We start from the raw sequence: 14,907 nt of genomic DNA, 5'->3' as shown, positions 1-14,907 counted from the left end.
TTAGTTTTTAGTTAGATAATTTGTTCTTACTAAAATACAACAAATCATATTTTTTGATTAAAAATGCCCTTGCAAAGCCGTAAACAATTATTATTCTTCACTTTTTAATTTTCTAAAAGCAGATGGTGTATGTGCCGTAAACTTAGTGAATGCCTTATAAAACGTCACTTTATTATTAAAACCACTTTCTAAGGCTATGGCTTCAATTTTATAATGCTTGTATTTAGCATCGTGCAGGTATTGTTTCGCAATTTCTATTCTATGCTTATTTACGTAGTCATTAAAATTCTCAGAAATGAGTTCAGAAAATGTTTGAGATACATGATGTTGTTTTTCATTTAATAATAAACTTAAACCCGAAATATTAAAACTACCATCTAAAAATACGTTGTCATTTTTAAACGCTAATTCTATTTTAGATTGAATTCTCTTCATGTCATTCTCACTAAGATTAGATCCGAAATATTTCTTTTTAATCTGAAGTAAAAAATCCGGATTATTAACTAAAAAGTAACCAACTCCAAAAATTAAAAAGGTTAGAATAACATAAAACCAAGCAAAGTCTCTCCAATTATTGGCGTAATGCGTTAAGTAGGCAATTAACAATGAAGAACATACATAAGCGACTACAAGGAATACAGCATATTGCAGTCGTTTTGCAGATAATTTAATGCTATTACGGAAAAGAAAAATTGAACATCCAATTGCATAAACCAGCATTTGAAACGCTAAAAGATAGTTCCAAATCATTGTACGAGAATAGAAATGCTCTCTTACATATTTTATACGTGTATCACCATCCATTAGCAAAACATCGCCATAACCAATCCAATATACCAAAATTGGCAATAAATGTAAGGCATCTGTTGGTCTTAGTTTTTGCTTATTTAAAATAAGGCACTGCAAGTGAATGAAGACTAATGGACCGAATAGAAAAGCGACTTCAAAATAAAACCAATCTATTAAATCCGTATACAGCATTCCTAACCTGCTAGAACCGTATAAAAAAATTAGAATATGAAAGCCAACTAAAGCTATCAGCAAGGACAAGGTATTGTTTCTAAGCTGTCTATTTTTAAAAAAGACACCTCCTGCAACAAAAAATGCGGCAAAAACTTGAGTTAGTAATATGTAACGAACAATTTCCAAAAAGCAACCTAAATTGAGAAACTACAATTTAAGGCTTATTTTTCGCTATCGGAAAAATGCATACTAAAAAACCAAAATGAAACTACAAAATTACATACGCTCAGGAACCTGAATTCCTAACACTTGAAATGCATTTTTTATAGTTTGACTTACTAATTTAGACAATTCAACTCTAAAGCTTTTTTCTATTTCGGTATCTGCTCCTAGAATAGATACATTTTGATAGAATGAGTTAAATTCCTTAACCAAATCGTAAGTGTAATTTGCAATTAAAGCAGGACTGTGCTGTTCTGCTGCATTTTGTATAATTTCTGGAAATAACTCCAACTGCTTAATAAGTTGCTTTTCTTTATCATGTAGCATTACATCTTTAGTATCAAACTGATAACTATTAGAATCAGCTTTTCTTAAAATAGACTGAATTCTTGCATAGGTATATTGAATAAATGGTCCAGTATTCCCCTGAAAATCTATAGATTCTTTTGGGTCGAATAAAATTCGTTTTTTAGGATCTACTTTCAAGATGTAGTATTTTAAGGCTCCTAAGCCTATAGTTTTATAAAGCTCTTGTTTTTCCGCCTCATCATAATCATCAAGCTTACCTAAATCCTTAGAAATATCTTCAGCTGTATCTGCCATTTCTTTAATTAAATCATCAGCATCTACAACGGTTCCTTCTCTACTCTTCATTTTTCCGCTTGGTAGATCCACCATTCCATAACTTAAATGGAATAAATTTTTAGCCCAATCAAATCCTAATTTCTTTAAGATTAAGAATAAGACTTTAAAATGGTAATCTTGTTCGTTACCTACAGTGTAAACCATTCCGCCAACATCTGGATAATCTTTAATTCGCTGAATTGCCGTACCAATATCTTGGGTCATGTAAACCGCTGTTCCATCGCTACGCAATACGATTTTTTCGTCCAGTCCATCTTCGGTTAAATCGCACCAAACAGAACCATCTTCTTTCTTAAAAAAAACACCTGTTTTTAAACCTTCTGCAACAAATTCCTTTCCTAGTAAGTAGGTATCGCTTTCATAATAATAGGTATCAAAATCAACACCAATATTTTTGTAAGTAACTTCAAAACCGTCATAAACCCATTGGTTCATTTTTTTCCAAAGTGCCACTACGTCGTTATCACCTGCTTCCCAATTTCTAAGCATCTCTTGTGCTTCTAGTAAAATAGGTGCATTCTTTTTAGCTTCTTCTTCAGTTTGTCCGCTTGCTATTAAATCTGCAATTTCAGCCTTATATTCCTGATCAAACTTTACATAATAATTACCAACTAGTTTATCGCCTTTAAATTCTTGAGTCGGTGTTTCATTATTTCCAAACTTCTGATACGCCAACATACTCTTACAAATATGAATTCCTCTATCATTAATAATCTGCGTTTTGTAGACTTTCTTACCTGAGGCTTTCAATATTTCCGCAACACTATAACCTAAAAGCACATTTCTTACGTGCCCTAAATGCAAAGGTTTATTAGTGTTAGGCGAAGAATATTCTACCATAACCGCTTTATCATCCTTTTGATCTACATAACCATAATTGGTTTTATCTTTTATAGACTGAAAGAATTCTAGGTAATAAGAATCACTTATCTCAATATTTAAAAACCCTTTTACAACATTAAATCCTTTTACCAATTCTACTTGGTCTAATAAATACTGACCAACTTGCTCACCTATCACAGCAGGATTTCCTTTTACAACACGCAGCATAGGGAAAACGACTACCGTAATATCTCCAGCAAACTCTTTGCGAGTGGCTTGAAATTCTACTGATTCTAATTCCGATTGAAATAAAGCTTTTATCCCAGCTTTTACGTGTAATTCTAAAGTCTCTTGAAGAGTCATAATTCTGTTCTATTTTGGCATTTGAAAACGTGTGCAAAGATAGCAGTTTTATTGAGTTTTACGCAGTTGCATATACATAAATATTACTCAATTAAATTTTTTGCAACAATACAAAAATATACACAAACAACTGATTATCAAACAATTAAACAATTCATGTATTTCGTCGATGAAACAGTATTACTCCTATGATTTTTACCGTTAATCGAAATGCGGTTTTTAGATAAAAATTTTTCGAACCGTTTATCTAATTTATTCGTATTAAAACTTAATTATTAGCATATTTGTATCGATAATAGCATTTTTGAATTGCTATTAATCTAATGTCCCAAACATTAATGAAGCTTGATAATGAAACTTTAACCAAGTTGTTATTGTTTAGTGTTAACTTACTTTTTCTATCCCTCTCTAAAAGTTTTTCTCACCAAAACAGCACAATTCGTTTTAACGCTATTATAAGATGAAACAGTTATTTACTTTAGCTGTTTGTCTGATCTCGTTTGTCGTTTTTTCTCAAAATGAAAAAATAGAAGAACTAACGGTTCAAATAGCATACATGAACGCAGACTCTACAAAAGTAGACAAATCTCTTGTGCTTATAAGTGAACTATATGCTATAGACAAGTTTGACAATGCGTTGTTATTTGTTAATCAAACTTCAAAATTATCTAAAGAACTCAACTATATTAAAGGTCTTGCTGAGAGTACGTATTACAGAGCATTAATTTATACCGAACGTAATGACTACTTTAATGCCATAGATAACTTTAATAAATCTAGAGAATTATATCTTCAAATTAATGATTCCTTAGGTGTTGCCAAAGTAAGTAATAGTATTGGACTTATAGAAATTGAACGCGGTAACTATGCTGTTGGTTTACAAAATTCTTTATCTGCTATTTCTATATTTGAAAAGCAAAATTTATCCACAGAATTAAGCGCTGCTTATAACAATTTAGCGGAAGCTTATTTTAAAACCAACCAAGTTGATAAAGCAATTGAATTTAATTTTAAAGCTTTAGAGGTAAGAAAAAAAATTAAGGACAAAGACGGTATTAAAAACTCTACTAAGAATATTGCTGAATTATACTCAATACTTAAAGAACATAGAAAAGCGATTGAATATTACGAAAAAGCTTTAGATATTTTAAATCCTAAAACAGACCAAGATTTAAGAGGCGAAATTTTACCTAAACTTGGAAGTGAATATGTACGTTTTAAGGAATTTGAAAAAGCATCTGAATATTTAGTTGAAGGCTTAAAATACAACCGAAAACAAGATAATAAAGAAGGGCTTTTAAGAGCTTTAAATGCTGTTGGAAATTTAAACCTTCAGAATAAAAAGGTTAAACTAGCTGAAAAACAACTTAATGAAGCTTACGCTATTGCTCAAAAAACAAATAACAAGAAAGAGCTTTTAGAGAATTACAGACTTCATGTCGCTTTAGATTCCACTCAAGGTCAGTTTCAAAATGCATTCTTTTGGCAGAATAAATTCTATCAATTAAAAGACTCACTTGCCAAAATAGACCAACCTGTTTTCCCAACAACGGTAGATCCTTTAGATTTAAATCCAGAGCAAAATACTCAGAACTCCGTAACAAATCCTGAGAAAGAAGTTGAACCACAAATTACAGATAAAAAAACTTGGAGTAATAACTCAGGGCTTTTTTATGGTCTAATAACTTTACTCGCCATATTAGCTGCTCTTGTTGTGTACAGTTTATTAAAAACAAAATCACATAAAGAGGCTTTAGAAAAGCAAAAGGATAAATTAGCGCAAGAACAAGAAAGAACAGATGCTATTTTAGAGCAAACTCACCATTTAGAAGAAGTAAACCAAGTAAAGGACAAGCTTTTTTCTATTGTATCTCATGATTTAAAAGATTCTATCTCATCAATTAAAGCATTTTTAGATTTGTTGAAAGAAGACAGTATAACTAAAGATGAGTTCTATGAGTTAATCCCTGAATTGAGTGAAAACGCTAACAACGCAAATTCACTTTTATACAATTTATTAAACTGGTCTAAATCGCAACTACAAAATTTAGAGCCAAAACCTGAGTTATTTAATATTCAAGATGTTTTTCATACTAAGATAGCATTAGTAGAACAGAAAGTTGAAGACAAACGCATAGTACTTATTGATGAATCTCAAAAAGGATCTGTCTACGCAGATCGTAGCATGGTGGAAATAGTAATTCAGAATTTAATTACTAATGCTGTTAAATTTAGTAGAGTTGGCGATGTCATAACGATTTCTAATCAGCAGAAAAATGGAAAAACTACAATCTGTGTTGAAGATACAGGTGTTGGTATTGCTAAAGAAAATTTAGATAAGCTTTTTGCATCTCATAAAAACTTTACTACTGCTGGTACTAAAAACGAAAAAGGGACTGGTTTAGGCTTAACCATTGCTAAGGATTTAGTAGAACTAAATAATGGTAAAATTTGGGTAGAAAGCACAGAAAACGTTGGTAGTAAATTCTTTATAGAATTACCAAGTGTAATTAAATAGTTGCAATCCTTTTTTGTTATATTTAGCTTCAAATCAAATTATAAATGAAGCGCATTATTCCTATTTTAATACTTTTAATCTCTGTATTAAATTGTAAAAACAACATAGAACCTGAGATAAAAGAAGACGCAGAGCTGAAAGAGTTATTTACTTTAATGCAAGGTTCCTTTAATTCTGCTATACAAGCTGAAGTAGATTCTACTTACTACAATATTACATTACACATGTACCCTATTTGGGAGGATAAAGGGAATTTTTTATATGTAGAGCAAGCTCTTACTAGTACACCAAACAAACCGTATCGCCAAAGAATTTATGAAATCACAAAAACTACTGACAGTTTGTTTAGTTCTGTTATTTATAAATTAGATACAGATTCGCTTTGGGTTGGTCAATGGAAAAACCCAAAAGCATTCGACTCTATTTCCATAAATGACATTGCTCTAAAAGATGGTTGTGAAGTTATCCTTAAACGTTATGGTCCAAAACAATTCAGAGGAAAAACAGCTGATAACACTTGTATAAGTACTATGCGTGGTTCCTCCTATGCTCGTAGCGAAGTAGAAATCTTAGAAGATAAAGTTATTTCTTGGGACCGCGGATTTGATGCCGATGGAAACTATGTTTGGGGAGCCGAAAACGGCGGCTATATTTTTAATAAAATTGATTAAAGCTTAAGCCTTTGGCAAAAACACCTCAGCCATCATACAGCGAGCACTTCCGCCGCCACAGGTTTCTATAGTATCTAAAGAACTCGATAAAATTGGGCAATATTTCTCTATTGCCTTAATTTGATTAGCTGTTAAACTCTTGTGAGCTGCTTCACTCATTACCAAATATAACTGGTTATTCTTACCGCGTAACTGTAACATATTACCTGCAAATTGATGCATCTGTTCTTCTGTGATAGAAATAATTTCTTTTCCATCTTGTTTTAAATGTTTTACAACATTTTTACGTTCTTTTTTATCATCAATTGTATCTAAACATATTACAGCAAAATTCTCTGCTAAACACATCATTACATTGGTATGATAAATTGCTAAACGCTCATCATTAACTGTTTGATTCGCCGTAAATACAACGGGAGAAAACTCAAAGTCTTCGCAAAACTCTATAAATAATTCTTCATCTGCTCTTGGCGATAATGCACAATAGGCTTTTCTATTTACCCTGTCTAATGCAATACTTCCTGTACCTTCTAAAAATACACCTTCGAGTTCTGCAGAGGTATAATCAACAATGTTTTCTATTTTAAATCCGTCTTCTTCTAACCTAATAAACACCTCATCTCGTCGTTCTTTACGTCTATTCTCAGCGAACATAGGATATTTGGCAACATCACCATTACTATGAAAACTAACCCAATTGTTCGGGAATATAGAATCTGGTGTGTCTAACAAGATATCGTCATTTTCTACAACTACATTTATACCTGCAGAACGTAACTTTTCTACAAAAACATCAAATTCATTTTGTGCTTTTAGATTGATCTCAGAATTCTTTAAATCTAAGTCTTCTTGAAAATAATTATTTACAGCAGTCTGCTCGTTCATCCTGAAGTTTACCGGACGAATCATTAGAATTGTATTTGTAGTTTGTTGCATATTATTATAGTTAAGGGATTTTGCAAAGTTATGTTTTTTTAATCCGAAATTAACTATAAAATCAGTCTTGATTTTCTAACCATATTAGAGCCTCTTCTCTTGTTCTAAAAGTGCTAATATTCCAATCATTACTGTCATTAAAAGCTATTAAAAACTCCGTAGATTTTTTACCAACATAACCTTTAACAACTACTGCCATGGCTTGTATTTCTTTTAAATTAGCAATTTTTTTTTGAGCCTCAAAGGTATATGTGTAGGCGTGAACTTTGTTAATTAATAAAGAGAATGGCGCTTCTAAATGAGTTAATAAAAAGCTATGATACTCTTCAATCATTTCCATATCCATTAACATACCACTGTTAATAATCACTTCTGCCAAATTAGACTTGAGTATCGTGATTTGGCCAAAGCTTAATTGATGTGTTTTCATATCGATAAATATAATTAAATTTATAAAAAAATTACTATGATGAAAAAACTCTGTATTCTATTTTTAATTTTTTGTTCTTGTGGAGATACAACCGAAAATGAAAGTGCTAAACCTGCAAATGTTCAAATAGATTTCACTACCGTTTTTGAGAAAAGCAAAGGACTAGAAACAGCTACATATTCAGAGACGATTAAATTTTACGAGGATTTAGCCAAGCAGTATTCTGAAGTTACTATCCAAACCATAGGAGAAACAGATTCTGGAGAACCATTACATGTAGTAACTTTAAATTATAATACTTCTGAGGGTAATTTTGAAACCCTAAGAAAAAGTAATAGAATTCTATTAATTAATAATGGTATTCATCCTGGAGAGTCTGACGGAATCGATGCCACAATGTTGTTATTTAGAGATATTGTTCAAGGTAAAATTGAAGCCCCACAACATACCATATTAGTAACTATACCAATTTATAATATTGGTGGAAGTTTAAATAGAAACTCAACATCTAGAACTAATCAAAATGGTCCTATAGAATATGGTTTTAGAGGTAATGCTAGAAATTACGATTTAAACCGAGATTTCATAAAAGCTGACACTAAAAACGCAAAAACATTTCCTCAGATTTTTCATAAAATCCAGCCAGATGTTTTTATTGATAACCACGTAAGCAATGGCGCAGATTATCAATATACGTTAACCCATTTATTTACGCAGCATAATAAATTAGGTGGTCAGTTAGGCGAGTTTATAAATACGGAAATGATGCCCAAATTAGAACAAAAGCTTCAGGCTAAATCTTGGGACATTACACCGTACGTCAATGTTTTTAACCGAACACCAGATTCAGGATTTACGCAGTTTTTAGATTCTCCGAGATATTCAACTGGCTACACAACACTTTTTAACACTTTAGGAATGATGGTAGAAACTCACATGCTTAAACCCTATAAACAACGTGTTGAAGGTACATACGAATTAATGAAAAGCATGTTAGAAATTACGGAAGAAGAAGGCGAAAAAATCGCTCAATTGAGGAAAGCACAGAACAAATTATGGACCGCAGGAAAAACTTATCCTTTATCATGGGAAATTGATACTTCAAAATCCTCAACGCTTAAATTTAAAGGTTATGAAGGCGAATTGATCTCAAGCGAATTAACAGGAGCCAAACGATTAAAATATAATAGATCAAAACCGTTTACAAAAGATGTCGATTACCAAAACTATTTTAAATCAATTAATGACATCACCATACCAAGCGCTTATATCATTCCTAGAGGTTGGTATAATGTTCTGGACCTATTAAAATTGAATGAAGTTAAATTCACGCAATTTGAAAAAGACACTATAATAATGGTAGAGTCTTATAAAATTGGGGCTTTTGAAACCAGGAAATCGCCTTACGAGGGTCATTACCCTCACTACAATACCACTGTAAATGTTTCTGACCAAAACGTACAATTTAGAAAAGGAGATTATCTAATATCTACCAACCAAAAAGCACTACGTTATTTATTAGAAACATTAGAACCTTCTGCAACAGATTCATTTTTTAACTGGAATTTTTTTGATACCATTTTACAACAAAAAGAAGGATTCTCACCTTATGTGTGGGAAGATAGAGCTGAACAACTTTTAAAAAACAATCCTAAACTCCAAATAGAATATAACGTAAAAATTAGTTATGATGAAGATTTTGCAAACAGTTGGTATGCGCAATTAGATTGGCTACATAAGCAAAGTAAGCATTATGAAAAAGCACATTTACAATATCCTGTTTATCGTATTAAATAACAATAAGATTTAGATGAGACTAAAATGATTCAAGCGAAACACTGTGATTTGTGTAAATTTCCTAATAGAGATTTAAAAATTGGCTTAACCTGTAGTCTAACCAACACAAAACCAATCTTTAAATCAAAATGTACAGATTTTGAATTTGATAACTCTATCAAACAAGATTTTACTGATCTTTTAGATGAAATAGAAAACATTTTAGACAGTAAAACATATGTTTATTTAAACTTTATTCTATTAAGTACACTGGGTTTATTAATAATTTTAGGCGCCTATTTTGAATTAAGGGACAGTTCTGTTGTAGAATTTAGTTACTTAGGCTATAAATATTTTAGTATTAGTTACTCCTTCTATTTTCTAGGAACTACAGCTATATCTTTGGCATTTTGGAAACTGAGTAAATACAAAAGAACATTGAAAGCACTCAAAGCTGAAAAACGTTATTACAATAACACGCTTAAAGCTTACAATCTCAGTATTGATCAACTATTAAAAAACGAAAAGCGATCTTAAACCAGAATCTTTATGTTAGCGTAACTATTTTCTAAAGCCTTTTTAGAAGCCTTTTCATCTAACCATTCCACTTTGGTAATCCCTTCCTTTATTTGTGGATAAAGTTTCCCCTCAAATTCGGTTTTCATTTCAAACCAGTAGGTCACTTTTATTTTATGCTTTCCGTTACGCTTAAAAATATGATATGTTGTTGGTAAAGGTTTTGTAATTTCTAAGCCTTTTACACCTGTTTCTTCTTCAACCTCTCTAATCGCAGTTTCCTCAATAGTTTCTTTATGTTCTATTTTTCCTTTTGGCAAATCCCACTTATCATTTCTGTAGATAAAAAGAATTTCATTATTTGTATTATAAACTTTGCCGCCTCCTGCAACCACATTAGGCAAAAGTTTAAGAAATTTTTTGAGTAGCTTGTCTGGGTTTTTATGAATTAAATGTACAGCTTGGAAATCTGTCTTGTTCAAGGTTTTTATAACCTTTCCAATATTTACAGATTTTAAAAGATAAGATTTAAAATCCGTTTCTTTTTGTATTTCAGAAGTTAAAATAATAGGCTTATCACCTACATAAATAGTGTACATTGCTAGGTTTGTTTTACTATGGTAATGTAAATTTATTATTTTTTCTGAGAAACCATTTGAAATGAAATTTATTTTCATTTAAAAATTTTATAACCTTTATAATTCATTATTTTTGTATCATGATTTTTAACAAAGATACCGCTAAAAAAACAGCTGAAGTTTTATTGCAAATTAACGCTATAAAATTACAACCCAATGATCCTTTTACTTGGGCCTCTGGCTGGAAATCACCAATCTATTGCGACAATAGAATTGTATTATCATTTCCTCAAATAAGAAATTTTATTAGAGAGTCAATTGCCAAAAATATTGAAGAACTCTACGGAAAACCAGACGTTATTGCTGGTGTAGCAACAGGCGCAATAGGTATTGGAGCCTTAGTCGCAGAGTATCTTAATTTACCCTTTGTTTATGTAAGACCAGAAGCAAAAAAACATGGTCGTCAAAACCAAATAGAAGGCTATATAGAAAAAGGGCAAACTGTAGTTGTGGTAGAAGATTTAATTAGTACAGGTATGAGTAGCCTTAATGCCGTAAAAGCATTAAATGAAGCTGAAGTAAATGTAAAAGGTATGGTTGCTATATTCTCTTATGGGTTTGATATTGCTACAAAGAATTTTGAAGAAGCCAATGTTGAATTACATACCCTCGGTAATTATGAGAATCTATTAGAACAAGCCTTAGACACCTTTTACATTACTAAAGAACAACAAGACATTTTAGCACAATGGAATGCTGACCCAAGTAAATGGAACGCTAAATGATATATTATTATTAAATCGTTTAGTTGAACCGTGTTTTAGAATATGGTTTTATAATTTGAAATACTTCAACTGTACAACTAATAAAAACGAATAAACATTTTTAAAATGAAATTAGAATCACCAAAAGTTACCCTAGATAAATCAGCAGAAGAAACATTTACTTTCCTATCTGACGTTAAAAATTTTGAAAGCTTAATGCCAGAAAACATCAGCAAATTTGAAGTTTTAGAAAACGACAAATTTCTTTTTGCTTTAAAGGGAATGCCAGAAATAGTATTAAAAAAGAAAGAAGCGGTACCTAACAATAAAATTGTTTTAGGTGCAGCAGGCGGAAAATTAGATTTTGCATTAATAGCAGATATTATAGAAGTAGAAGCTAACAAAACAGATGTTAAGTTAAATTTTGAAGGCGAATTTAATGCAATGATGGCAATGATGATAAAAGGCCCAATTGGAAAATTTATTGAAACTTTAGTTACTAATATGAAAACGGCTATTTAATACAGCAGTTTTATTTCTTTTAAGTCAAAGGTTTTTATAATATCATCTTCAGTCCATACTTTTAAGTGACCATCATTGGTAATCCCTTTTAAAATTCCAGAAAATTTTTCATTATTTGGTGTTTGGAAGGTCGATGGTTTGTTTCTTCTGAAAAGTAAATCTTCGTATTCTAATTTGATTTTATCAAAATTCTTTGACTCTAAAATCTCAAAATAATATTTGAGTTGTTTTATTACTTCAGATAATATTTCATCTTTACTATAGACAACACCTGTTATTTGGCACATGGATGATGCCTTTGGTAGATTAGTAAAAACTTTTTGGTTGACGTTAAGCCCAAATCCTATAATTGAACCTTGTAAATTGTTGTTTTTTATGACATTTTCAATTAAAACGCCACAAAGTTTAGTATCTGCTGACAAAATGTCGTTAGGCCATTTTACACTTAATTTCGGAATTTTATAAGTTAATAATGCCTTATAAATTGAAATTGAAACAGCCATGCTAATATAAAATTGATCTTGTACTCTATAACTTGTAAGACGCTTAAACACACTAGCAGTAAGATTCTTACCACTTTGCGTCTGCCAAACTGAGCCCATTTGACCTCTACCATTTGTCTGTGATTCAGTAACCACAACTGTAAAATCCTTAGGTATAGCAACTGATGCCAAGCCCTTTAAATAGGAATTTGTGGAGTCAATGGCATTAAGTTTGATTATGTACATTGAAAATGCAATTTTATTTTATGGTTTTCTTATGACAAATAGCGCTCGCAAGAACTAAAAAAATAATAACTTTGCACAAAATTAACACAATTTAATGACGAAAGATAAAATCCCTGTAGATCAACTCATCACAACGATTATTGGCGGTATAGAAGAGGTTAAAGGAAAAGAGATTACTTTATTAGATTTAACAGAAATTGAAAATACAGTTTGTGATTACTTTATAATCTGCGAAGGAACTTCTAATACACAAGTAAATGCCATCGTTAATTCCATTCAAAAACAAGTTAGTAAAACACTAAAAGACAAGCCGTGGCACATAGAGGGTACAGAAAACTCTGAGTGGATTTTAATGGATTATGTTAATGTAGTAGTACATGTTTTTCAAAAACAGATTAGAGAATACTACGACATTGAAAGTCTTTGGGGAGACGCTAAAACTACGCAAATAGAAACAAGTTACTAAAACGATACACGCTACTAATGGCTAAAGACAATAAAAATACAAGCAAAAAACCTAAAATAAGTCCTTATTGGATTTACGGAATAGTAATCGCTATATTCTTAGGAATTCAATTATTTGGAGGAAGTGCTTTTCAAAATACTAAAGAAATAAAAACTTCGGAATTTATAAACTATCTAGAAGATGGTGATGTAAAAGAAGTTATTGTTGTAAGTAATACAAAAACGGCTAAAGTTTACCTTACAAAAGCGGCTTTAGAAAAAGAAGTTCATAAAAAATCGAAATCAAAAAGCTTTCCTCCAACAGGAAATGAAGCAAATTATACCTTAAAGTTTGGTGATCTTCAAAATTTCGAGAACAGAATTGATACTATTATAACTGAAAAAGGATTATCAACAACACGTGATGCTGATATAGAAAACAATGCTTGGGGAGACATTTTAATATCTCTTTTACCATTTGTTTTAATTATTGGTGTTTGGATTTTTATAATGCGACGTATGTCCTCTGGAGGAGGTGGTGGAGCTGGTGGCCAAATATTCAACATTGGTAAATCTAAAGCAAAACTTTTTGACGAAAAAACTGATACTAAAACATCATTTAAAGATGTTGCTGGTTTAGAAGGCGCAAAAGAAGAAGTTCAGGAAATTGTTGATTTCTTAAAATTCCCTGAAAAATATACAGCTTTAGGTGGTAAAATTCCTAAAGGTGCTTTATTAGTAGGACCTCCAGGAACTGGTAAAACCTTATTAGCTAAAGCCGTTGCTGGTGAAGCTAAGGTACCTTTCTTCTCATTATCGGGTTCTGATTTTGTGGAAATGTTTGTGGGTGTCGGAGCATCTAGAGTAAGAGATTTATTTAAGCAAGCGAAAGAGAAATCGCCTTCAATTATTTTTATTGATGAGATCGATGCTATTGGTCGAGCGAGAGGAAAAAACAATATGTCTGGTTCTAATGATGAACGCGAAAACACTTTAAACCAACTCTTAACTGAAATGGATGGTTTTGGGACTAATACAAATGTAATTGTATTAGCCGCAACCAACAGAGCTGATGTTTTAGATAGTGCATTAATGAGAGCAGGTCGTTTTGATAGACAGATATATGTAGACCTTCCAGATGTAAGAGAGCGTAAAGAAATTTTTGAAGTTCATTTACGTCCACTTAAAAAGGAAGAAACATTAGATATAGATTTCTTATCTAAACAAACTCCTGGTTTCTCTGGTGCAGATATTGCTAACGTTTGTAACGAAGCAGCATTAATTGCAGCTAGAAAGGGTAAAAAAGCAGTAAATAAGCAAGATTTTTTAGATGCTGTAGATAGAATAATTGGTGGATTAGAAAAGAAAAACAAAATCATTACACCATCTGAGAAAAGAGCCGTTGCTTTCCATGAAGCTGGTCATGCAACTGTAAGCTGGATGTTAGAGCATGCAGCGCCTTTAGTAAAAGTAACTATTGTACCAAGAGGACGATCACTAGGTGCAGCTTGGTATTTACCTGAAGAACGCTTAATAGTTAGACCGGAACAAATGCTAGACGAAATGTGTGCTGCTTTGGGAGGACGTGCTGCAGAAAAGGTGATTTTTGATAAAATATCTACAGGAGCATTAAGCGATTTAGAAAAGGTAACAAAACAAGCTAGAGCTATGGTCACTGTTTATGGCTTAAGTGATAAAGTAGGTAACCTTACCTATTACGATTCTTCAGGACAATCTGAATATGGATTTTCTAAGCCATATAGTGAAAAAACAGCTGAGCTTATTGATAAAGAAATTTCTAATATTATAGAAGAGCAATATCAAAGAGCTATTAACTTATTAGAAAACAATAAAGACAAACTAACTGAACTAGCAGAAGTGCTGTTAGATAAAGAAGTAATATTTAAAGACAATCTTGAAAAAATATTCGGTAAGCGTGCATTTGAAAATGCCGTTATTACAGAAGAAGAGGAATAGTCTACTTTTAACACAGTCACATAAAAAACTTA

General features: G+C 31.6%; 14 protein-coding genes. 8 read left to right on the top strand and 6 right to left on the bottom strand.

Features of this window, described 5'->3' with window-relative positions; genetic code table 11:
- Positions 1-90: 90 nt before the first annotated feature.
- Both ACJBCC_RS12145 and argS read right to left on the bottom strand, forming a co-directional pair.
- Positions 91-1,149, bottom strand: coding sequence for a helix-turn-helix domain-containing protein (locus ACJBCC_RS12145; protein WP_299102621.1), 1,059 nt, complete (start codon positions 1,147-1,149; stop codon positions 91-93).
- 90 nt (positions 1,150-1,239) lie between these two features.
- Positions 1,240-3,015, bottom strand: coding sequence for an arginine--tRNA ligase (gene argS, locus ACJBCC_RS12140; RefSeq protein WP_407557309.1), 1,776 nt, complete (start codon positions 3,013-3,015; stop codon positions 1,240-1,242).
- A 460-nt stretch (positions 3,016-3,475) separates the two neighbouring features.
- Here argS and ACJBCC_RS12135 point away from each other — a divergent pair, with 460 nt between their 5' ends.
- Positions 3,476-5,533, top strand: coding sequence for a tetratricopeptide repeat-containing sensor histidine kinase (locus ACJBCC_RS12135; protein ID WP_299102624.1), 2,058 nt, complete (start codon positions 3,476-3,478; stop codon positions 5,531-5,533).
- Between the two features lie 44 nt (positions 5,534-5,577).
- On the top strand, positions 5,578-6,204 hold the full coding sequence (locus ACJBCC_RS12130; RefSeq protein WP_299102626.1) for a chromophore lyase CpcT/CpeT: 627 nt from the start codon (positions 5,578-5,580) through the stop codon (positions 6,202-6,204).
- 3 nt (positions 6,205-6,207) lie between these two features.
- Here ACJBCC_RS12130 and ctlX read toward each other — a convergent pair whose 3' ends face one another.
- Together ctlX and ACJBCC_RS12120 are read right to left on the bottom strand one after the other, a co-directional pair.
- Positions 6,208-7,140, bottom strand: coding sequence for a citrulline utilization hydrolase CtlX (gene ctlX, locus ACJBCC_RS12125; RefSeq protein WP_407557308.1), 933 nt, complete (start codon positions 7,138-7,140; stop codon positions 6,208-6,210).
- Positions 7,141-7,201: 61 nt separating this feature from the next.
- On the bottom strand, positions 7,202-7,570 hold the full coding sequence (locus tag ACJBCC_RS12120) for a hypothetical protein (RefSeq protein ID WP_299102629.1): 369 nt from the start codon (positions 7,568-7,570) through the stop codon (positions 7,202-7,204).
- A gap of 39 nt (positions 7,571-7,609) precedes the next feature.
- On the opposite strand from ACJBCC_RS12120, the gene ACJBCC_RS12115 reads away from it, so the two are divergent.
- Positions 7,610-9,367, top strand: a complete 1,758-nt coding sequence (locus tag ACJBCC_RS12115; RefSeq protein WP_407557307.1) for a M14 family metallopeptidase — start codon at positions 7,610-7,612, stop codon at positions 9,365-9,367.
- 24 nt (positions 9,368-9,391) lie between these two features.
- On the top strand, positions 9,392-9,883 hold the full coding sequence (locus ACJBCC_RS12110) for a hypothetical protein (protein WP_299102631.1): 492 nt from the start codon (positions 9,392-9,394) through the stop codon (positions 9,881-9,883).
- Here the strand turns inward: ACJBCC_RS12110 and ACJBCC_RS12105 are convergent.
- A complete protein-coding gene (locus ACJBCC_RS12105; protein ID WP_407557322.1) occupies positions 9,880-10,461 on the bottom strand; it encodes an NUDIX hydrolase in 582 nt (193 codons plus the stop codon). The two genes, ACJBCC_RS12110 and ACJBCC_RS12105, sit on opposite strands and share 4 nt — an antisense overlap.
- Positions 10,462-10,580: 119 nt before the next feature.
- Between ACJBCC_RS12105 and pyrE the strand changes: the two genes are divergently transcribed.
- Both pyrE and ACJBCC_RS12095 read left to right on the top strand, forming a co-directional pair.
- The gene (gene pyrE, locus ACJBCC_RS12100; protein ID WP_407557306.1) at positions 10,581-11,225 is read left to right on the top strand and encodes an orotate phosphoribosyltransferase; all 645 of its coding nucleotides are present in this window, start codon (positions 10,581-10,583) and stop codon (positions 11,223-11,225) included.
- Positions 11,226-11,330: 105 nt separating this feature from the next.
- Positions 11,331-11,726 (top strand): SRPBCC family protein, encoded by a 396-nt coding sequence (locus ACJBCC_RS12095; protein ID WP_299102634.1) that lies wholly within the window; start codon positions 11,331-11,333, stop codon positions 11,724-11,726.
- On the opposite strand, the gene ACJBCC_RS12090 is transcribed toward ACJBCC_RS12095, so the two are convergent.
- On the bottom strand, positions 11,723-12,454 hold the full coding sequence (locus ACJBCC_RS12090; protein WP_407557305.1) for a biotin--[acetyl-CoA-carboxylase] ligase: 732 nt from the start codon (positions 12,452-12,454) through the stop codon (positions 11,723-11,725). The two genes, ACJBCC_RS12095 and ACJBCC_RS12090, sit on opposite strands and share 4 nt — an antisense overlap.
- Positions 12,455-12,548: 94 nt before the next feature.
- Between ACJBCC_RS12090 and rsfS the strand changes: the two genes are divergently transcribed.
- On the top strand, positions 12,549-12,920 hold the full coding sequence (gene rsfS / locus ACJBCC_RS12085) for a ribosome silencing factor (protein ID WP_407557304.1): 372 nt from the start codon (positions 12,549-12,551) through the stop codon (positions 12,918-12,920).
- Positions 12,921-12,937: 17 nt separating this feature from the next.
- Positions 12,938-14,875: an ATP-dependent zinc metalloprotease FtsH gene (gene ftsH, locus ACJBCC_RS12080; RefSeq protein WP_407557303.1), complete on the top strand. Its 1,938-nt coding sequence runs from the start codon at positions 12,938-12,940 to the stop codon at positions 14,873-14,875.
- Positions 14,876-14,907: the final 32 nt, after the last annotated feature.

This window comes from Winogradskyella sp. 4-2091 (assembly GCF_045765065.1).
Lineage (GTDB): Bacteria > Bacteroidota > Bacteroidia > Flavobacteriales > Flavobacteriaceae > Winogradskyella.
Note: the sequence above shows the minus strand (reverse complement) of the source record. Positions and strands in the feature narration are given on the sequence as shown.